At 54.3% G+C, this 20,634-nt stretch carries 13 protein-coding genes; 11 read left to right on the top strand and 2 right to left on the bottom strand.

All coding sequences use genetic code 11. The features are described from left to right. Positions 1–131 precede the first annotated feature (131 nt). From I6L39_RS18950 to I6L39_RS18900, 11 genes are all read left to right on the top strand, one after another. Positions 132–1,367, top strand: coding sequence for an integrase arm-type DNA-binding domain-containing protein (locus tag I6L39_RS18950; protein WP_216990512.1), 1,236 nt, complete (start codon positions 132–134; stop codon positions 1,365–1,367). Continuing rightward, positions 1,364–1,867, top strand: a complete 504-nt coding sequence (locus I6L39_RS18945; protein WP_157005465.1) for a hypothetical protein — start codon at positions 1,364–1,366, stop codon at positions 1,865–1,867. The genes I6L39_RS18950 and I6L39_RS18945 overlap by 4 nt, the downstream gene beginning before the upstream one ends. A 451-nt stretch (positions 1,868–2,318) precedes the next feature. Then, on the top strand, positions 2,319–2,528 hold the full coding sequence (locus I6L39_RS18940; protein WP_042078559.1) for an AlpA family transcriptional regulator: 210 nt from the start codon (positions 2,319–2,321) through the stop codon (positions 2,526–2,528). 19 nt (positions 2,529–2,547) lie between these two features. Beyond that, the gene (locus I6L39_RS18935; protein WP_157005461.1) at positions 2,548–2,994 is read left to right on the top strand and encodes a hypothetical protein; all 447 of its coding nucleotides are present in this window, start codon (positions 2,548–2,550) and stop codon (positions 2,992–2,994) included. 362 nt (positions 2,995–3,356) lie between these two features. Then, positions 3,357–3,998: an inovirus-type Gp2 protein gene (locus I6L39_RS18930; protein WP_042078558.1), complete on the top strand. Its 642-nt coding sequence runs from the start codon at positions 3,357–3,359 to the stop codon at positions 3,996–3,998. A 217-nt stretch (positions 3,999–4,215) separates the two neighbouring features. Then, positions 4,216–4,911, top strand: coding sequence for a phage regulatory protein/antirepressor Ant (locus I6L39_RS18925; protein ID WP_042078557.1), 696 nt, complete (start codon positions 4,216–4,218; stop codon positions 4,909–4,911). A 236-nt stretch (positions 4,912–5,147) separates the two neighbouring features. Continuing rightward, the gene (locus I6L39_RS20395; protein WP_339361505.1) at positions 5,148–5,945 is read left to right on the top strand and encodes a hypothetical protein; all 798 of its coding nucleotides are present in this window, start codon (positions 5,148–5,150) and stop codon (positions 5,943–5,945) included. A gap of 785 nt (positions 5,946–6,730) precedes the next feature. Further along, the gene (locus I6L39_RS18915) at positions 6,731–7,588 is read left to right on the top strand and encodes a tetratricopeptide repeat protein (protein WP_254203694.1); all 858 of its coding nucleotides are present in this window, start codon (positions 6,731–6,733) and stop codon (positions 7,586–7,588) included. A 462-nt stretch (positions 7,589–8,050) separates the two neighbouring features. Then, positions 8,051–11,377: an STY4851/ECs_5259 family protein gene (locus I6L39_RS18910; protein ID WP_216990510.1), complete on the top strand. Its 3,327-nt coding sequence runs from the start codon at positions 8,051–8,053 to the stop codon at positions 11,375–11,377. Then, positions 11,370–17,714, top strand: a complete 6,345-nt coding sequence (locus I6L39_RS18905) for a DEAD/DEAH box helicase (RefSeq protein ID WP_216990509.1) — start codon at positions 11,370–11,372, stop codon at positions 17,712–17,714. The genes I6L39_RS18910 and I6L39_RS18905 overlap by 8 nt, the downstream gene beginning before the upstream one ends. Positions 17,715–17,964: 250 nt before the next feature. Continuing rightward, on the top strand, positions 17,965–18,513 hold the full coding sequence (locus I6L39_RS18900; RefSeq protein ID WP_157005459.1) for a lecithin retinol acyltransferase family protein: 549 nt from the start codon (positions 17,965–17,967) through the stop codon (positions 18,511–18,513). 355 nt (positions 18,514–18,868) lie between these two features. Here I6L39_RS18900 and umuC read toward each other — a convergent pair whose 3' ends face one another. After that, positions 18,869–20,143, bottom strand: a complete 1,275-nt coding sequence (gene umuC, locus I6L39_RS18895; protein WP_216990508.1) for a translesion error-prone DNA polymerase V subunit UmuC — start codon at positions 20,141–20,143, stop codon at positions 18,869–18,871. Between the two features lie 2 nt (positions 20,144–20,145). Continuing rightward, positions 20,146–20,562 carry a translesion error-prone DNA polymerase V autoproteolytic subunit gene (gene umuD, locus I6L39_RS18890; protein WP_042078549.1) on the bottom strand — a complete coding sequence of 139 codons (417 nt, stop codon included), beginning with the start codon at positions 20,560–20,562 and terminating at the stop codon, positions 20,146–20,148. Between the last annotated feature and the right edge of the window lie 72 nt (positions 20,563–20,634).

Raw genomic sequence — 20,634 nt, 5'->3', positions numbered from 1 at the left:
TCAATGCATGGTGCCTAGCTTCAATCCAGTGAATTCCATCAAAATTGACCGTCATCCGGCGGGAAAGTGGGGGGATAAGTGGGGGGATAAGTGGGGGGGTAGGATTTGTCCTCACTAGGCAGGAGAATAGGATGGGCAAGTTTGAACCTAATGAAGTAGGGCATTTGGTCGAACCAGGTACCTATGAAGATGGCGACGGTTTGCGGTTGGAGATCAAGGCGAGGGGCTCCAAATCCTGGACGTATCGCTATCAACTTAATGGCCGGCGTCGTGAGATGGGGCTGGGTAAATTCCCGACCGTGTCCCTGAAACATGCTCGTCTACTTGCCGCCGACGCGCGCAAGCAGTTGAGCATGGGAATCGACCCTTTAGCGGCCCGTGACACACAGCGCGCCGCTCAGCGCGAGGCGGAACGCCAAGCTGCAGCGCGTCGAATTAGCTTCCAACAAATAGCCTTAGACTATCATGCCGCCCATGGTGCTTCATGGTCCGACAAATGGCGCAAAGGCTGGCTGCGGAAGTTGGAGCTGCACGCCTTTCCCCTCATTGGCCACCTCTCAGCCGACGCTATCCAGACCGAGCATATCCTTAACGTGCTGCGCCCGATCTGGGCAATCAAGAACCGCACCGCTGACGAGGTCCGCGGGCAGATAGAGCAGATCCTGGATGCCGCCAAAACTCGTGGATTACGTGAGGGAGACAACCCCGCACGCTGGCGTGGCCACTTGTCAAATCTGCTGAGTAGGACGGAGAAAAAGAAAGCCCGGAAGCGCCAGCACTTCCCAGCCATGCACTGGTGCGATATTCCCAAACTCATGGCTGAATTGTCATTACTTACCAGCCGTGATGCTGTAGCGGCCCGTCTGTTGATCCTGACTGGCGCCCGCTCCAAAATGATCCGCTTCGCCCAGTGGTCAGAATTTAACTGGGAGACTAAAGTGTGGTCGCTATCCTCCAGCCGTATGAAGATGCGTGAGGCCTTTGTGATTCCCTTAGCGCGCGAAGTTATTACCCTGCTGCAGGGCATGGAACGAATGGAAGGAAGTCCCTATCTGTTTCCAGGCCAGGGTAAGAGTGGCGTGATGCATGCAAATGCCATCCGCACCTTATTGCACCGGATGGGTTACTCCAATATTACCCGGCACGGCTTTCGTTCCAGCTTCCGGGACTGGGCCAGCGATCTTACCGACTACCCGCGCGAAATTTGCGAGTTGGCACTGGACCACGATGAACGTGACGAGACTGAAAGTGCCTATTCCCGTTCAGTCCTTCTGGAAAAGCGCCGTCCGTTGATGGCGGACTGGGCACGCTATGCCACCACGGCACCCACCGATAACATTCTGCAGGGAGTATTCAAACGAGAATGAAGGGACGCGGTAAAAAACGAGTCGTGCGCGCATATCATCGCGGAGATTGGCTTACTCTCAATGAGGTCGCCACCCTACTGGCGCAACGCGACCAACGGTCGGGTGAAGAGCTGCGTCAGGGGAAAGACCGCTGGCGCAAACGAATCGAATACGCGGTGAAGGCTAATAAACTGATGAAGGTGGAGAAACTGTTCAAGATCGATGATTTGGCTGCTTGGGCACGGACGCTGAAAGTCAGTGGTGTGGACTGGTTAACCAAGCTTGATGATCTGCCTCGTCCCACACTGCGTGACAGTGTAGAGGAAATTGCTTCGGTCAACGATGAAGAGCAAGGTATTCGCCTTCCCGATAGTCTCGAGGATTGTCACGAAGAACTCCGAAGACTCCGTAGTGAGAATAGAGACCTGAAGCAAGAGATAGAACAATTGCGCGAACCGGCCGCAAAGTATGTGGCACTGTGTATCAACCATCAAGAGGCCGCACGCAAGCGCCAGAATTAGTTACTACTGCAAGACCGTTTCCCAAACTTCCCCTATCTCAGATGATCAATACCTCCGAGACGCTCTGACTGCATAGCCAGGGCGCTCTGCGCACGATTGGCAGACCGACTGTACCCATTCATCGGCTGGCCAGTTGTTCGTCGGTGTTGTCGGACTTTGCCCTTGCCTGCTCAATGACAAGCCAGGTGTGAACGCCACGGCTCATGTCCTCCTGCGATATCAACTGAGCCCCCCCAAAATCGGGCTGGTCTGGGAGGGTTGTTACCTGTTGGTATTAGAGAAGTGTGAGTACCCGTGTGCTGGATGCGCTACCACACATTCAGTTCGGATTACGTCGGTAGTTAGATAAAGAATGTAGAGAAACTAGCTTCACTTTGTAAGTGATTTTTCTCTACATATAATGAAAAAGCTAAGTCCACTCAGCCCTATCGGGCACCAAGGAGATTTAGCAATGTCTACTCATTCCCACACCCCCGAACGCCGCATCATGCGGCTTCCGCAGGTCAAAACCGCTACTGGTTTCGGTCGCGCCTGGATTTACGAGCTGATGAAGCGTGGCGAGTTCCCCCAGGCTCGCAAGATCGGCACCCGTGCCATTGGCTGGGATTCTGAGGAGATCCAGCAGTGGGTATCTCAGCGGTTGGATGGCGGGGCCAACTAGTATGCACCCCTGCCAATACATGCAACAGTGCAGCGAGGCTAACGACAGCCAGCGCTGCCTGTACCCACCACCCCACACCTGGTCTCTGAACAACTGGCAAGCCCAACGCAAGGCCACCAAAGACCATCACATCTTGATGTGTCACGCCTTGCTGCAGCATCGTACCCGGCTGGGCAAGGAAACCGCTGAACATCACTACATCAACGAGTCAAACATGATTAACCGTTTGGTGTTGGGGATGGAGAGCAAGCAATGGCTTACCGAGCAGGGACTGGAGGGGGAACTGCGCCGCCACCTGACGGCGTATCAGCTGGATCAACTCGCTTTTCTGGAGCGTAGCAATGTCATCCTCTTGGATGCTGATATGTCCTTCATTGAGCGCAAGGGACAGCTGACCGGGTTGTTAGTGCCCTGTACAGAGTTGGCACGTGATGTGCCTTTGAGCTCGCCCGATGCGGAGGCGTAAATCTGTCGCTGTGGTGGGGTCAGCCGATGATGGACTGGTTCCACCTACCTGCACACCTTACACCTCACACCTGCTCACCTGTACCCCGTTGTCCCCGTCCGACGTTGACCAATCCACCATAGCTAACCACTGCATGGTGGCCTCTATCGAATTCGCTCTCGCAATTAGCACGATTTGTGCTAATCCCGCCATGGTAATCCCGCCACAAAGAAAGGCAGGTTTCCAGCAATGGCGCGGGTTGACGGTGAGTGTTAATCATAAAAAAACAGCGGTTATTTATAATATCTATAAGGGGGTTATTAAGGTCTATTTCCACGAAGAAGCAGTAGTGCACGAATGGTATCTTTCTTGGTGGGCGGCACATGTCTGATGGCGATATGCTGCCGTCTGCAGTCGTAGCCAAGCTGACCGGTAGCCCCAAGCGCAAACAAGGCGAGCGCTATGACTATGTGACTCATCGGAATGCATACTCATTTGCCGGAAATCACTACCCGATCAACTCGGCCAAGTCAGGCTGCTATACCCTGATCTTGCGGCGAGCAATCGAGCAACTCACCACCATGGTCAGCATCTACCGGCGGGTGCTGTTTATCCGGCTTGATCTTCACCATCCCCAGCCAGCACCGACCAGCGAGCATGTCAGTGCGTTCATTGAGGCAGCACGCAAGCATGTCCTGCGCCGTTACCAAACGGAGCATATGGGGTTCCTGTGGGTGAGGGAGCAAGAGCATGTCCCGCGCCAGCATTACCACCTAGTCTTGATGCTGGATGGTGACAAGATAAGGCACACTGGCAAGTTGCTTAAGACGCTTGATGAGATCTGGGGACGAAAGGGGGGAACCACCTCAATACCCACGAAGCCATACCTCCTCATTAATCAACCTGAGTTGTTGGCTGAATCCGTCTACCGCGTCAGTTACCTCGCCAAGGCAAGGGGGAAGGGATTTCGGCCGAATGGTGCTCGTGATTTTGGCTGCTCGCGCATCAAATCAAGGGCTCCTTAGCAGACCTTAAAGAGCAATTACCCCTGTAGGTGCTGCGACGGAAACAATCTCTTGCGATGATGAGTGTGCCGGGATCAATACAGGTAATACGAGGCTATGAAGAATGCAGATCCAAACGTGTTCAATCCATTTTCTATCCAGAGAAAATTGGAAGTAGTCATCGGTACCGGACAAGACAGTCGAGAAAGTGGAGCAGTGAAGTTTGGGAGGATGCCCAATGAATTCGTTGATGAAAATGGGCACAAGCCCGCTGATGAACAGTGTGGAAATCGCTGAACTGACGGGTAAGCGGCATGACCATGTGCTGGTCGATATCCGCAAAATGCTGGCTGAAATACAATCTCCCGAAAAGTCGGGAGATTATAAAGACAAGATGGGGCGTATCCAGCCATGTCTGATGTTGGATAAAGAGGAGTCCCTTTGCCTAGTTGCGGGCTACAACGCTGACCTGCGGATGCGGATCATTCGCCGTTGGCAGCAGTTGGAGCAGTGGAGCCCCAAGGTCCCGCAGAACCTGCCCGATGCGTTGCGGTTAGCCGCTGAGCTGGCCGAGCAGAATATGGTACTTGAGCAGAAGTTGGCTGAAAATGTCCCCAAGGTGGAGTTCGCCGACATGGTTGCTGGGGTAGACAAGGGGATTCATCTCGGCAACTTTGCCAAGACGGTAGGCATCGGACCGAAGCGGATCTTCTCGCTGTTGCATGAGCTGGGGATCCTGATTAAGGGCGGCAACCGGCATAACTTGCCCTATCAGGAGTATCTGGAACGAGGCTATTTCACTGTGGTGGAGAGGCCTTATATGGTTTATGGGGAGATGCGATTAGGGTTTTCACCCTTGCTCACCGGCACAGGGCAGCAGTGGCTGGTCAAGAAATTGTTGGATAGCGGCTATCTGAAGGGGGTGGCAGCTTAACGCACAATTACAACCTGCATGCGGCGATTCGTGGCTGGGTTGCAGCTCTGCTTGCAATGCCACCGATTGTGTTCCACCACAGCACTATAGCGACAGTACACAAGCTCAAGGGGTAGAAAAGCGCGAGAAGCTGTCTGGGGGAAGATGGATTGATAGTCGCACATCTGTGCAACTATATCGTCCTCCCCCCTGTAGGGCTGGAACCAGTCTCCCCTCCTCGTAAATACTGGTCGCCTATGACCATTTCCCCTATGCCTACAACAGTTTCCCCCGACTGGCACCGCATCGAACTTGCATACTGTGCTGGCCGTCAGAGTGTGCGCCAAATAGCGATAGAGTACGGTGTTTCACATACCGCCATTAACAAGCGGGCCAAGACGCACGAATGGTCAAGAGTCACAAAACCAGGTAACGCGACCTCATCTTCAGGTATGCGTACGGCCCCTATAAGTGGCGCTGGTCATGTGAACGCCATAACTCAGGTTATGATCCCAGTTTTCGCTCCTCAGGTTTCCACTGTGGAAACCAATACGTCGAATACCAAATCGGTAACTAGAGGTCGTCGGAGTGCATACACGAACGAGTTGGGGGAGGCCATATGCAGCGCCATCGCTGATGGGGTCAGTCTACGAGCAGTGTTGGCTCGTCCGGGTATGCCGTCCAAATCCATGGTGATGCGTTGGTTGGCTGATGAACGCTACATGGCATTTAGGGACCAGTACGCGCGCGCGCGCGAGGATTTGGCCGACAAACTGGCCGACGAGATCCTCCAGATTGCCGATGACGGCAGCAATGACACCTTCCTCGACGCCAACGGGAACGTAAAAGTTAACCATGATGTGATTGCTCGAGCCCGCCTGCAGATCGATGCTCGTAAATGGCTGGCCTCAAAGCTGGCTCCAAAGAAGTACGGCGATGGGGGGCAGCGAGATAATTTGGGTGTTAACCACGGGAGCATGCAGGTGAAATCGATAGTCACGTTTGTGAATCCACCCAACTGGGACGAAGACGGCAAGGTTTTAAAGGATGACTGAATGTGCAAGAGTGAATGAAAGTTTAAGAGCCAGCGTTACAATCTCGTTCGGGACGAAGGAGTCGGAGGTTCGAATCCTCTCATACCGACCAAATTCAACAAGGGCTTAGCTTCGGCTAGGCCCTTGTGCTTTTCCGGTCCCCACAGTTCTGTGGGGCACTTGTGGGACATTTTTCTGGATACCCCTTTTGCGCCCTCATCTATGGCCAGCGCCAGGCCACTCACCAATAGCAGTTTTATCCCTCCGTTCAGCCGGAAAGGGTGTCACTTTTAGTTAACCCTCATAGTTGAAGCAACCCAGTCATCAGTGCCACTGCCTCATGCCATAAAGCGGCTAGCCAGCGGGCAGAGATTTCACGGGCTGGTCTGTGCTTGACGCACAACCGAGTTCTGTGTCGTTTCTGGGGTTGGTGGATCTGTATATTCGCTGGGGTCTGGATTGCTCACCCCTGCCTGAAATAGTGGCCAGAGGGCGAAAATCGCCCGAAAGCTGACCTCGCAAGCTCCGGCCCTCAAATGCCCCTCAATACGTCGCAAACTTTCAGCATGGAAACGCCCTGGTAGGGGTCGCAAAACGCGGCGCAGGCGGTTGATTTTCGACAGGGGGCTCGTTTTACCTAGTGAAGTCGGCCATTAAACATATAAGCGATTAGGCGATTATAGATTAGGGCGGGTTTCGGATCGCTTCAGCTCTGTTTTGAGATCCCCGAGGCACCCCGCTGGGGTCGCCTTCGGTACCATACAAGGCAGTATCCATAGGGAGATATCACAGTAATGAAAAAAGGGATGTTGGAACTGCTGATGATCGGGGCTTGTTTTTGGGAACCACTTCAGGCGCAAGAGTTGAAAGATGTTCCCATTGCCGAAGTGCTGAAGGTGGCAGAGCAGGGTGATGCCAATGTGCAATTCTACCTCGGCTGGAAATACGACAAGGGCGAAGGGGTGGCGCAGGACGATAAACAGGCAGTGGCCTGGTACAGCAAGGCGGCCGAGCAAGGCCTTGCCGATGCGCAATTAAGACTCGGCTTGAAGTACGATGATGGCGAAGGGGTGGCGACGGACGAGAAACAGGCAGTGGCCTGGTACCGCAAGGCGGCCGAGCAAGGCGATGCCGATGCGCAGCTCATGCTTGGCTTGAAGTACGAATATGGCGAAGGGGTAGCGCAGGACCATAAACAGGCGGTGGCCTGGTACCGCAAGGCTGCCGAGCAAGGAAATGCCATGGCGCAAATCAACCTCAGCGTGATGTACGGTAATGGTCGTGGGGTAGCGCAGGACCATAAACAGGCGGTGGCCTGGATGCGCAAGGCCGCCGAGCAAGGCTTTGCCGATGCGCAATTCAGACTCGGTGCGACGTACGCGGATGGCCAAGACCATAAACAGGCGGTGGCCTGGATGCGCAAGGCCGCCGAACAGGGTCATGCCAAGGCGCAATTCTATCTCAGTCTGATGTACAGCCTAGGTCATGGGGTGGCGCAGGATGACAAGTTGGCTTACGTCTGGAGTTCTGTGGCAGCGGCCAATGGACTGGCCGAGGCAGTAAAAAAACGTGACACCTACGCAAAGCGTTTGCTGCCAGCGGCATTGGCAGAGGCACAGGCACTGGCTGGCCAATATTTTGAGCAGTACCAACCGAAGCAGTAACCTTTTGTATTAAAATCATCAATAAGGGGCGTGCAATATGCGCTCATGTCCAAAATGTAAATCTATCCAGCTCAATAAAGAGCTATGGCATCAGGTTGTTCCTAATGCGTTTGCTATCGGTGGTGGTGATGCCCATGGACAAGCGGGAGACTTGGTCTGTGATTTGTGTGGCTTTCGGGGTCTCCGAACAGCTTTGACGACGCAATTACGACAAAAAAACAAGATGAATAAATTCATTAGCTGATTACATCAGTCTGTGCATAAGGGGGGGGGGGGGTACGGTAAATCCGGCGCCCCTTTATGCTACCTGGCTCTTCAGTGTGGCTCATAGCTTCTGTTTTCAGCAATTTGAGCGTTGCCACTCACATTATTCCTTCGGTACAAGGATCACATACTCATATGGAGTTCTGTAGTAGCCTCTATTAATCTCGATTAGGCCTAATTCATGCAGAGTCATCGCCCATGGCATCATCTGTCTTCAAGTGCTCTTTCTGGCTTCAAGCCTTTTTGTTGCGTCGTGGTCTACAAGCACCAGATCAACGCGGGCTCTACGCCTATCACTGTAGCTATGAGGAATATGTTGCTCTGCGGGATTTGCTCCGCCAACTAGGGGGGGGCGATGCGATATTACAGGATAAGGCTGCCTGTGCTTGTTTGGTGCTTTATGGCTCGGAGTGGTATCGACGTGAGTACCGCAGCGAATATGCCTGGACTTGGGACCCAATCTGGAAAACTTTGGGATTTAACCTGTCGCCGGGAGGACTGAGTAAGGCCATCCCTAAAGGGCTGGAGGGGTATTGGAAACGTCCCCTTCATTTCTACGAAGCAGGTCATCGGGATTTTCTGGGGTCGCTGTTTGGCGAGGGGGGCTTGCCCTTTCAGGTATTGCGTGAGGGAGGTAGCCGCTTCCAGTCTCTGTTTGATCGTTTGCTAAGGCAGAATGACCAGTGGCACCTGTTGGGATTTAACACCCTCCAGCAGGTGGAGCAACAGCTGGAAAAGGCAAACCTTCCTCAGGTGTTTGCCTCACGTACGTCGGTCGAACTGATCGCGCGCATGCTTGATGAGCTTGTCGCTTTGGTCAGAAATTATAGGTTGGCGCAGGCGGATGAGCCTGTTGTCCACCTAGATGCCCTGAATCCCAAGTGGCGAGAATTGTTTCCTCTACCTCTGGATAACGAGACTGGCAGCGAACTCCTAAATGGTTTGTTAAAGACTGCGACTGTCGAGGGCAAAAGGCGACACCGGGATACTAGGGGATGGTCCTGTCGACACCTTTGGCATGAGGCGCAGCCGGATGTGTTCAAGGTTCAGATCTCAACGCCTGAGGAAGTTGTGATTCGTCTTACGGCACAACCATCCACCACTCGTTTTGAGCTGGTTATTGCCGAAGATGGGTTGGTGATTGCTGACCTTGGTCCCGGCTATGCGCTGGTGGAAAATGGTGTTGCGCGCATTCGCTTGCGCCTGCGAGAGGTGATTGGCAAGCGGCGGGATTGCACTATTCCTCTGAGCCTGGTGGCTATGGCTGGCGGTATGCAGATTGCTACCCTGCAGATAGAAGGTAGTGCGGTGGCGCTGGGTGAGGTTCCGTTAGGCTTTGAGCCAATGAACGACCGCTGCTGGCAGCTGTGCGGACAGGCCTCATTCAATATGGCCGGTGAAGAGTTGCTGCTGGTGTTGCCTGACGGTGGCAGTTTGAGCATACCTGACTATTGCGGAGAGGTCATTTACAGCGATATGCCCCCGACGCTCTCGCGTTGTACGGTCAAGGTGCAGGGTAAGGCGCAACTCCTGGTTGAGGGGGAAGAGTGTTACCGGATACGCACGGGCCATGTCGCCGGCATTGGGATTGGATTGGAGCTGACTGGTGCCCAGACCGGATGGTCGACCAAGCCTGCTATGACCTTTGTCGGCCTGCCTCGTGTGCAGTGGCCGACCGCTGCTGGAGAGCTGCAACAGCAAGGCAGTGACCTATATGTTGCTGGCAAGCAGCCAGGTACCGGCTTGCTGCAGGAGATGCTCGGTACTCAGTATGTATCGGTGCGCAACCGCGCCGGCGATACCTTGCTGCGCCGCAGGGTAGGCATCTTGCCGACGGATTTCCGTGTTGAGCTGCGTAGTGGTGAGGCACCGGGGATGGGCAGCATTCTGGTGTACTCCCGACAGCGCTGTCTGCTTCAGGTTGATGACGCAAGCCTACAGGTACAGCAGGTAAAGCATGAAGATCATACAGAGCTTAAGCTTTCGGCAAAGGGCTTCCCCCCGATCAGGGTCCGGCTTTCCGTTTTCCCGAGCTTGATGGCCGATCCGGTGGAAATTGATTTGCCATTTCCCAGTTCGGGTTGCTTGGCTTTTGACGGCAACGGGAAGCAGCTGAAACGTACTTTCAGTGTCGATGACCTACTTGGGGCCAGATTGTTTTTGTTTGGCCGATCCGATACACCCACTCGCTTTGGTATTGAGCTGACCCTCAGGGGCAGCGTGGCTAGGAATGCTTGTTACAGCTGGTGCTACACGGCTGCTGAGAAGCCGCTAGAGATCAGTCTGTTCAGTATCCGTGAGCAGATTTTTGATCTGCTGTCGCTTCAGTCAGGTATCGATCAGGTCGCCGAGTTACGGGTGTTTGGTAACGGTCAAGACGTCAGTTACCGCATCCGTAGGTATGCGGCGGAGATGCAGCTGGATCTCGATGGTCGGATGTTGTGTACTGCCAATCTGCACTATGACTCTGGCGATATCCCTAAGCCGGTATTGATGCTGTTGCATGACCCTATGCGTAGTCCCATCGAACTTACTTCCCGAACATCTGATGGTGTACCCACTGGCTACTTCGAGTTGCCGGCAGCCGTTGAGAGGGACGGTCCTTGGCTGGTACTGCCCAGAGCTGACTCATCGGTATCCTTCCGTCCGCTCTTTTTCGCAGGAGACTGGCAGCCTGTGGTGTCTGGCGAAGATATCCAGAGTCTGCAAAAGGCAGTGCTTACCTTCGATCATGCATCACCTGTCAGTTCTTTCGCGTCCGTACTGGATGCCATGGCGATAAACCCCATGCATAGCGGCTGGCAGTTTTTGCAGGCCTTGTATGAAGGATACGGCTATCTGCCGTTGGCTACCTTCGAGGTCTGGAAGGCTCTGGTGGGACATACCCACGCATTTGCGATGGCTCTATTCAAGTTTGAGATGGAGGCGAAATTTCTTGGCCGGTTGGAGGCTGAGTTCCCCCTTTTCTGGGAGTTTCTTCCCATCGCAGAAATCCATCTTGCGGCCAAGCGTTTTGCTGCATTCCTTAAGGTGAAGGGAGTTGCTGAAGAGGCTGCTGATACCCTGATCGGACGAATGTTTTCGAGATTGGGGGATACCTATCCATCCTACGGTCAGAGTGTGCAGCACTTCCTTTCAGGCAAGCCTGTTGGCCCGGAGATCAAGGTGCCTCTAGCGGTCCTGCATGGCTGGTACCTTGAGTTGATTCGCGAGCGCAGCGAGGCCCAGTGGCCGGAGTTCGGGGGCAAGCGCCTAGAGCGTTGGTACAGCAGCCAAAGCGACTCGGTAATCGCTTTTAAGCCGGATATGGATTACCGCAATGCAGTGCGCTATCTCCCGGTTTTTGCTGCTGCAGTCGCCTGTGGCAAAGCCCAGTTCACCGATGTATTTACGGACGGAGTGGAGGCGATTTTCTTCCTGCGCCAAGTCCGCGATTTCGATTCAAAATGGTTCAACTCAATCTACCAGTATTGCTTGTTGAACAGCGTCATGGAAATGAATAAGGCCGAGTTGTTAAATGGATAAGTATTTTTCTGGACTGGTCGAGCAGGCGCTTTCCCGCACCACTGAGTCCACCTTGAGCATCTTGAGTATCACCGATCCAGGCTTGCGTGAGCACCTCGGTAGTCTGATGCGTGCGGACTGCGGCAAAGATGGGGCATTCTTGGCGCCCCCGCTGTTCGAACAGACCTTCGGCTGGGAAGAGTCTTCGCTCACGATGGAGCAGCTGGCGAGTGATGAGCGCTTGCTGAGTAGGGAAATTGTTGCTTCGCTCGACGGCAAGTCAAATGGGCGTTATCGCTTTGGTGCTGGCTGGAAGCCATTTACCCACCAGTTGGCTAGCTGGCGCTCCTTACTGGATAAGAAACATTCGGTAGTTGTTACCAGTGGAACCGGCTCGGGCAAGACCGAATGCTTTATGGTGCCAGTGCTGGAGGATCTGTATCGGGAGTACCAAGATTTAGGACGCAAGCCGCTGGTCGGTGTTCGGGCGTTGTTCCTCTATCCACTTAACGCCCTGATTAATTCCCAGCGCGAGCGTTTGAATGCCTGGACTCAGAGCTTTGGAAGTGGCATCCGTTATTGCCTTTACAATGGCAATACACCGGAGTTGCAGGCCAAGGTGCGCAGTGAGCAGAGCCAAAAGCCTAACGAAATTCTGTCGCGCGAGCTGATGCGCTTGCAGCCGGCCCCCATTCTGGTCACCAACGGCACCATGCTCGAATACATGATGGTGCGCCAGGTTGATTCACCCATCGTAAGAATGTCCAGAGAGCAGAAGTCGCTGCGCTGGATCGTCTTGGATGAGGCTCACACCTATGTGGGGTCGCAGGCTGCCGAATTGGCATTGCAGTTGCGCAGGGTGATGACAGCCTTCGGCGTTACGCCCAAGGATGTCCGCTTTGTTGCGACCTCGGCGACGATTGCCGGTGAGGACGCTGTAGGACAGCTCAAGCAGTTCCTTTCTGATCTGTCGGGGGTGCCAGTTGCGCAGATTGATGTTTGGGGCGGGAGCCGCGTCATTCCTCCACTGGCACAGTGTAAACAAACGCCGGTTGCGCTCGATACGCTCGAATCCATGTCGGCGTTTAACGAGAACGATCCAGAAGTTCACCCCGATCGATACGAAGCGCTGGTGCACTCTCCACAAGCCCGCGCGCTGAGAAACCTGCTGGTTACCAGTCCTAAGCCATTGAAGTTGACTGAGATGGTTAGCTACATGCGTCAGGAAGGGGGGGGGGCGCTATCGCAAGGAGAAATACTGCGCTGGCTGGATGTGTGTTCGGGTACTCGTCCTACGGCTAGCGAACCTGCGTTTTTGAAATTGCGAGCGCACTTCTTTCAGCGTACTACACACGGATTGTGGGCATGTTTTGACAAAAACTGCTCGGCAAAGTCGCAAACGGCTCTGCAGCAAAGCTGGCCCTTTGGCTATGTCTACGCCAACCAAAGACAAACCTGTAACTGTGGCAGCCCGGTATTCGAGCTGGCGTTTTGCAATGATTGCAATGAGCCACATCTGCTCGCACGGGATAAGAACGGAAAGCTAATCCAGTGGGAAAGCTCCGGGGGGGATGAGTTTTCCCTCCAGGCTGAAACACCCGTTGAAGAGGATTCGGATGATGCTTCTGTCGGGCCGTTTTCGATCAGGACGCCGTTGGTGCTGTGTTCATTCGAAAATACCGGTAGCGTCTATATCCCCGTTGAGATTGATAAGTTCGCTGGTTCATTCGATGCGACTTCTTGTGAGCGCGTAAGCCTTGGGGTGAGGGATCTTGATGCTGTGTGCAGTCGCGCCAGTTGCGGCTTGAGCGGGCTGCACGGGGCGTCTCCATTCCGACGCGCCATGCTTGGCGGTCCCTTCTATGTGGCCAATGCCGTGCCGACAGTTCTTGAGTACTGTCAGGACTATCAGGAAGAAGATCAGAAGCCGGATTATGGTCCCCAGTCTCTGCCGGGTAGAGGCCGTCGGCTGATTACCTTTACGGACAGCAGGCAGGGCACGGCGCGTATGGCTGTTCGTATGCAGCAGGAGGCCGAGCGCAGCAGGTTGCGCGGACTTGTCTTGGAAATTCTGAGCTGGCACCAGCGGAGCCAGACCACCTCTTCGACTGATGCCAGCAGCCTCGACCCGTCGGTGTTACATCAACTTATTGCCAAGGCGAAAGCTGACGTGGAGTTGTACTGCAGCATTGGCATCAAGGAGGAAGCCAGAGCCGCAGAGGAAAAAGTCGCACGACTCTCGGCCATGCTAGCTGCAACTACTGGATCAAAAATTAGGCCAAAGCTGGTTTCTCTAGCCTGGCCGGAGCTCGTCAAAGAGCTTAAGCAGAAGGCTGATTTGAAAGGCTCTATGCTGCTCTACAACATGTATCAGAAGCCCGAGATCTTTAGGGAAGATGACGGCCCCTTCAAATTGGCGGAGATGTTGCTATTCCGTGAGTTCAGGCGCCGTCCAAAGCGACAAAATAGTCTGGAAACCCAAGGACTGGTCAGGGTCGATTACGTTGGCATGGATAAAGTCCATGAAGTCCCTATGTACTGGGAGCAGAAAGGCCTAACGCTGGATGATTGGCGTAATTTCCTGAAGGTGGCGTTAGACTTTTATGTACGTGAGAATAGCTATATCCAAGTCGATGAGGGCTGGCTGAGTTGGATTGGCAGTCGATTTTCCGCCAAGAGTCTTCGGCATCCGGAGTCGAAAGAGGCTGATGAGAGCCGGGTCAAACGTTGGCCTCAGATCCGTAACGGCAACTATTCCCAACGACTGATCAAGCTGTTGTTGCTTGGCGCAGGTCTGAGCCCGGCCAGCACGGCTGACGTTGATCTGGTCAATGCTTGGCTGCGGGCTGCCTGGGCTCAGTTGACCAAGCCGGGGGCGGCGCTCAAAGCGGACGAGAACAGATACTTCCTGCCCAGAGAGCACATGCTGCTCTCGTTGGTTGATCGTTGCTATGTCTGCCCGGTAACCAACAAGCTGTTGGATACGACCTTTAAAGGCCTTACCCCTTACCTGCCTACACATCTGGATTTCACTCGGCTGACTGATGAGCAGCGCAAAGGCTATCAAGCGGAGCAGGTAGAGCTGCCAGATCTGTGGGAGTTTGATCGCACGCAGGACGATTATGCGCCTGGGCTGGCACGTATAAGAAACCTGGTGGCGAATGATCCTTTGGTCAGCAATCTGCGATCGCGGAACCTGTGGACAGATATCAATGATCGGGCGGTGGAGGGTGGATACTATTACCGCACAGCAGAACACTCTGCCCAGCAGTCGTCCGAACGCCTCGACTCCTATGAGGACATGTTCAAAAAGGGGCAGCTCAACGTCTTGAATTGCTCCACCACCATGGAGATGGGGGTGGATATTGGCGGTATTTCTGCGGTGGTCATGAATAATGTACCGCCACACCCGGCAAACTATCTGCAGCGTGCTGGTCGTGCTGGGCGAAGCAAGGAGTCCAGGGCGCTTGCCTACACCCTTTGTAAAAACAACCCGCATGATCAACAGGTTTTCGCCAATCCGGGTTGGCCGTTTGAGACTAAGATCCCCGCGCCAGTAGTGGCGTTGAATTCCGAGCGACTCGTGCAACGGCACGTTAACTCACTACTGTTGGCGGACTTTCTCTGCAATGTGGTTGGTCCTACTCAGACAGAGAAAACCAGTTTGAATACCCAGTGGTTCTACGATGATGAGCACGGTGTTTCGCAGTGCGACCGGTTTGTTGAGCGACTGGTGCAGGTTGTCTCTGATCTGGATGGTGCACTGAAGGACTTGGTGAGGGGCACGGCTCTGGCCGGTGTGGGCGCGGCTCAGCTGCGTCGTCGTGCAGTCGATGCAATCAAGCCATTGCAGAGTCGATGGTTGAAGAGCTATCGCTTCCTGCTTTCTGAGGAGAAGCAGGCGAAAGCCAACAGCCCTTATCTGAAGCGCCTTCAAATAGAAAAGACCCGCCATTGCAATGAGTACCTGTTGCGGGACCTTGCGGCGCGTACCTTCCTGCCCGGCTACGGCTTCCCCACCGATGTGGTTAACTTCGATAACTTCACGATAGAGGATTACGTTCGTGAGCGTAATGCTGGCAGCGCTCTCAAGCAGGACCGTGAGGACAATGTATCCCGATACAAGGGACTTCCTTCACGCAACCTGTCGATAGCCATTCGTGAGTACGCTCCGGGCGCAGAAATTGTTCTAGATGGTCGGGTGTTCAGATCTGCCGGTGTTTCCCTTCACTGGCATAACCTCAATGCAGACAGCAAAGAGGCTCAGAAATTGGATATCGCGTGGCGTTGTGATGTCTGCGGCACGGTGGATTATGAGGAGGCGCTGTTGAAGGCCGACGAGCTGACTTGCAGCAATGTCGACTGTCAGGCGCTGATTAAGCCCCAGAACCTTCGTAAGGTCCTGCGGCCCACCGGCTTTGTCACCGATGCCTATGTGTCGGCATCCAATGACATCCAGCATCAGAAATTCATCCCAGTTGAAACTGCCTGGGTTTTCGTAAATGCCAGCAAGACTCCGCTGCCAAATCCGGCAGTCGGGGCGATGACCTATGGTGCCGATGGGAAGGTCTTCCATCATAGCTCAGGTGAGCACGGAACAGGTTTTGCCTTGTGCATGAGTTGTGGCCGAGCGGAGTCCATGCAGCCGGATGGAACGTTTCCGCGAGACCTGTCACCGTCCGGTGACCACTATCCGCCGCGCCCGACCAAAGAGGATAAGGACCAGAACAACAAGCGCCTCCCGTGCCAGGGAAGCGGGAGCATTCTTCCAAGCGTAAGCCTTGGTGCTGTGGCTACCACTGATGTGTTTGAGCTCATCTTGCATCATCCAGTACGCGGTGAGTTTATTTCAGACTCGGCGCAGGGCAGTGTAATTGCCATGACGCTCGCTGTAGCTCTGCGTGCCGCCCTGGCTGAGATATTGGGGGTATCTGCTTCCGAACTGGGCTATGCAACCCGCCCAAGCAAGCTGCCCAGCGGGCAGTCCATTCGCGTCCTTCAGCTTTTCGACGTCATCAGCGGTGGTGCGGGCTTTGCTACTAGCGCACCGTTGCATGTCGAACGACTGCTGCGCGGGATGGTGGAAAGGCTCCACTGCAAGCATTGTGAAACTGGCTGTAGTGAGTGCCTGCTGGACTCTCAAACGCGGTATGATCACGACAAGCTGGATCGCCAGGCAGCGCTCGACTGGCTAGGCTCGGACTTTATTCATCACGTGGGGTTGACCACCGAAAACAAACTCTCCTTTGCTGATGGCCAATATGCGCCTGGCAGCATTGAGAGCGTTCTGCGCCGGCTGATCAATGAGGGGGCTGAGAGGGTCACTCTGCTGACCTCTGGTGATATGGCGGAGTGGGATCTTCTTGCACCACAGTTTCGTAAGGCGATTCAGACCTATGTTCTGGCTGATGAGCTGACTGTTGATCTGCTCGTGCCAGCGGATATCAACGATGGGGAGCTCGTGCAGGATCTCGAGCGGCTGTCGAGCCTTGGAGTTAATGTCGGGAATGCCATTACTAAGCCAGGTGAGCATGTCGTTGCCCAAGCATTTATAGGGGGCGAGGTTATTACGCTGGCCTCGCGCAGCCTTGTGGCAACCGTCCCAGGCTGCAGCTGGCATCAAAGCGATGAGCTAGTCGTTCTCTCAAGAAGTCAGCCGGGTCTTGACTGGAAAGCGATGGACTTCTCCAGGGGGGCGAGTGGATCTTTTGGCGGGGTAGGGATCGTCGATATATCAATTCACGATGAGCTCAATGGGTCGCTGCTGCAGTTTGGTGAGCGTTTCTGGGAGCTGCTTGGCGCTAGAGATCAGCAAGTTGCTGATGTGATTGCGACTGCGAAGATCAACAGGCTGACCTACTCAGATCGTTACATTCAGAACCCCGCAGTCGTGACGATCCTGGGTGCGGTTCTGAATAATCTGAAGAGCCGCATTTCTGCCGACGCGGTTGTGCAGGTCAAGACCCTATTCAAATCAGGTCGGATGCAAGGGCGTAAGGCCTTTGATGACTGGGCCAGCCAGGACGATTTCGAGTTCTTTTCACGCAATTGGCTGTCGGCAATGGTTGGGCGTCAAGTTGAACTAATTGTGGAGTCGTCAAATCGTGAAATCCCTCATCACCGTAGGTTGGAGCTTGAGTTTGAAGACGGCAGGACGCTGAAAGTCCGGTTCGACCAAGGTGTCGCCTATTGGCAGGTTCGCTTTGGTTCGCACAGTGACATGTGGTTTGACTTTGCTCTGCCAGCTCAAGAGCAGCTCATGCACATGGCTAGGGTAGTTGAGGGGGCCCGGATACAAAACTCTGAGCAAAAGTGGGCAACAGATGTACTAGTCGAACTGAAGGTGGGCACTAATTAATAGTGGGCTCCGATTATTTCTTGATTCTCGATCGAGGCTATCGCCGGATGGTTGAACAGTTGTTGTGTTGACTTAGATGTAGAAGTTCAGACTTGATCTGGCAGTTGCTGGGGTTAGGCATGTCAGATCATGCGCCACTGGAAATCTGTCAAAGTTCACGGTTTCAACTCAGATGAAAATGTCGTCGCTAGTGACGACTGGTTCGAGTTGGAGTTTAATTATCGAATAATAATGGGTGGGACCGTTAGAAGTGGACAGTATTCAGCGGGGTATGGTTCTTCGGGTCAGCCGTCGGTTCTACGATCATTACGGTGTATATGTAGGCAACGATATGATCGTCCACTTCACCAGTCCTAACAGTGATAAAAGCGATGGCAATAGCATCATGCGGACAAACATGCGTCATTTTATCCGAGATGCGGATCGGTTCGATGTGATGGGCTTTGGTGAGAAAGAACAGGGTTTGTTGGGAAGGGTTATAACCTTCTTAACCAATTCAGATCTAGCTATCTTAGTTCCGGCTTTGTTGTTTTCATCGGGCGCTTCCAGCTTGTTCGCAAAGAGTCTTTATAATTGGTTCGCGACCAATGATTATCACATTTATTCGCGAGAAGAGTGCGCAAGTCGGGCTGAGCGATGTTTGGGCTTTGCTGAGTACAATCTGCTGCTTGCTAACTGCGAACATTTTGCTCTCTGGTGCAAGGTTGGCATCCATACCTCTACCCAAGTCAACAAACTGATCGAACTTAATATCGAAAAGAGCCGGACGATAAAAGCGAACAACTATGTTCCACTCTGAGTTCGTGAGGTGTCGCAGCCCTTCAACTAGTTACGTATAGAATCAGGGTGAGAGTACACTAACCTAAAAATAAGTAGGCAGAGCAAAATTGCATCAATCGGTATGAATATCGCTCACGCTGCGGAGTAATGCCGAGTGCTATTTACTCTTGGGTTGTGTGTTTAATGAGTAAAAATCGAGCTGGTTACTTGATTTAACGAGGTGTGCTCTCGCCCCGCGTAGAAAATGTCCACCCTAAGTCAGTGTGACTGGGGTAATTCTATGGTTACGTACAGTTAGTAAGGCGCATATCAGCGCTTTGCACAGGATGCTAAGTTGGCGTCTCACCAGCAGCTGTAGACCAAGCTGGTTATATTCATGCTTTCACCGCGGGGAGCTCGTTGATGCAGGTGGTATAGCGGGGGCTGAGCTGCTCCCGCTTCATCGTCCACTCTCTAGTATCACGGCCCCTGGCCGCGAAGTAGACCTTCCCCAGCCTTCCCTGATTGATCTGGTCAATCACCTTCATCAGTGCCTCGCTGCGGGGATCCTGCTGCCGATCAGCGAACAGGTCTCCCTGGTGCATGCTGGCCGGGGTGAAGTCGGCCAGCATGACCCCGCCCTTCATATAGCGGACATCATCCCGCCAGATACGGCGCAGCAGCGGTTCAACCAGGGCAAGCAGGTCCCGGGTGTCTGAGGTGGGGGTCTGCATCCGGGTCGATATCTGGTTGCTGTAATAGGTCTCTCGCTCCGAGAAGGGGCTGCTCCTTATAAAGAGGGTGACGTGCCGGCAGCACATGCCCTCTGCTCTGAGCTTTTCCACGGCCCGCTCCATGTAGCCGGCCAGCGCCTCCCGCATGGAGCCAAACGCCGTGATGCGTTCACCAAAACTCCGGCTGCAGATGATCTGCTGCTTGGCCTGGGCTGTCGGCTCCCGCTCGGCACAGGGGATCCCCCTCAGCTCCTGTACGGTGCGCTCGACGACGACCCCATACTGTCGGCGCAGACTCTTGGGGTCGGCACCCACCAGATCCGCCACGGTGTTGATGCCCTGTTTGTTGAGCTTGGCGGTCAGCTTGCGCCCTATCCCCCAGACTTCCTCAACCGGGGTGATGGCCATCAGCTTGGCGCGGCGCCCCTCATCACGCAGATCCACCACACCGCCGGTGGCAGGCCACTTCTTGGCGGCGTAGTTCGCCAGCTTGGCCAGGGTCTTGGTCGGCGCAATGCCCACCCCGACAGTGAGGCCGGTCCACTGCTGCACCCGTTCGCGGATCTGGCGGCCATAGGCCAGCAGGTCACCGGCCCAACTTTCGCTGAGCTCGATGAACGCTTCATCAATGCTGTAGACCTCGACGGTTGGGGCCATGCTCTCCAGGGTCGTCATCACCCGGTTCGACAGGTCGCCATAGAGGGCGTAGTTGGAGCTGAACCAGATGCCGCCCTGCTCTTCATAGAGCTCGCGGATCTGGAAGTAGGGAATCCCCATCTTGACCCCCAACCGCTTGGCCTCTGCCGATCTGGCCACGACACAGCCATCGTTGTTGGAGAGCACAACGATCGGCACCCCCTTGAGGTCGGGGCGAAACAGCCGCTCGCAAGAGGCGTAGAAGTTGTTCACGTCGACCAGGGCAATGGCGGTTGGCATGACTACCCTCGCCTAGTTTTGTGCAGAACGAAGGTGACGACGCCGAAGATATCCAGCTCCTGCCCTTCTTGCAGAATGATGGGGGAGAAATCCGGGTTGGACGGTAGTAGTGCGGGTGGGTCGGACTGCAAGATCTTGACGGTGAACTCACCATCCAGACAGGCCAGCACGATGTCGCCGTGGCGAGCTGTGACAGCACGGTCGATGATCAGCATATCGCCGTCATTGATACCTTCCCCGACCATGCTGTGTCCGCTGGCCCGTACATAGAAGGTGGCCGCCGGGTGGGGGACACAGTGTTGGTTGAGGTCGATGGACTGTTCCACATAGTCCTGAGCCGGGGAGGGAAACCCGCAGGCGGCAGGGGTGAGAAATAAAGGGAGCTCTATGATAGGTGCATCGGTTGCGTGGGGGAACATGGCAAAAGTCACTGTATGAACATACAGTGATTCTAACCGAGAGATCCGGAAAGATCACTGGTCGGCGTTCGG

The sequence above is a fragment of the Aeromonas sp. FDAARGOS 1409 genome, from assembly GCF_019048705.1.
Taxonomy (GTDB): Bacteria; Pseudomonadota; Gammaproteobacteria; order Enterobacterales; family Aeromonadaceae; genus Aeromonas; species Aeromonas sanarellii.
The sequence above is the reverse complement of the archived record's forward strand: the minus strand, read 5'-3'. Positions and strand labels throughout refer to the sequence as shown.

Bases quoted from the DNA above. Each gene is read 5' to 3' on its own strand.
- I6L39_RS18950 (WP_216990512.1), top strand. From the start codon at position 132: ATGGGCAAGTTTGAACCTAATGAAGTAGGGCATTTGGTCGAACCAGGT.
- umuC (WP_216990508.1), bottom strand. From the start codon at position 20,143: ATGCCAACCGCCATTGCCCTGGTCGACGTGAACAACTTCTACGCCTCT.
- I6L39_RS18940 (WP_042078559.1), top strand. From the start codon at position 2,319: ATGTCTACTCATTCCCACACCCCCGAACGCCGCATCATGCGGCTTCCG.
- I6L39_RS18945 (WP_157005465.1), top strand. From the start codon at position 1,364: ATGAAGGGACGCGGTAAAAAACGAGTCGTGCGCGCATATCATCGCGGA.
- I6L39_RS20395 (WP_339361505.1), top strand. From the start codon at position 5,148: ATGACCATTTCCCCTATGCCTACAACAGTTTCCCCCGACTGGCACCGC.
- umuD (WP_042078549.1), bottom strand. From the start codon at position 20,562: ATGTTCCCCCACGCAACCGATGCACCTATCATAGAGCTCCCTTTATTT.
- I6L39_RS18915 (WP_254203694.1), top strand. From the start codon at position 6,731: ATGTTGGAACTGCTGATGATCGGGGCTTGTTTTTGGGAACCACTTCAG.
- I6L39_RS18930 (WP_042078558.1), top strand. From the start codon at position 3,357: ATGTCTGATGGCGATATGCTGCCGTCTGCAGTCGTAGCCAAGCTGACC.
- I6L39_RS18910 (WP_216990510.1), top strand. From the start codon at position 8,051: ATGGCATCATCTGTCTTCAAGTGCTCTTTCTGGCTTCAAGCCTTTTTG.
- I6L39_RS18905 (WP_216990509.1), top strand. From the start codon at position 11,370: ATGGATAAGTATTTTTCTGGACTGGTCGAGCAGGCGCTTTCCCGCACC.
- I6L39_RS18935 (WP_157005461.1), top strand. From the start codon at position 2,548: ATGCAACAGTGCAGCGAGGCTAACGACAGCCAGCGCTGCCTGTACCCA.
- I6L39_RS18925 (WP_042078557.1), top strand. From the start codon at position 4,216: ATGAATTCGTTGATGAAAATGGGCACAAGCCCGCTGATGAACAGTGTG.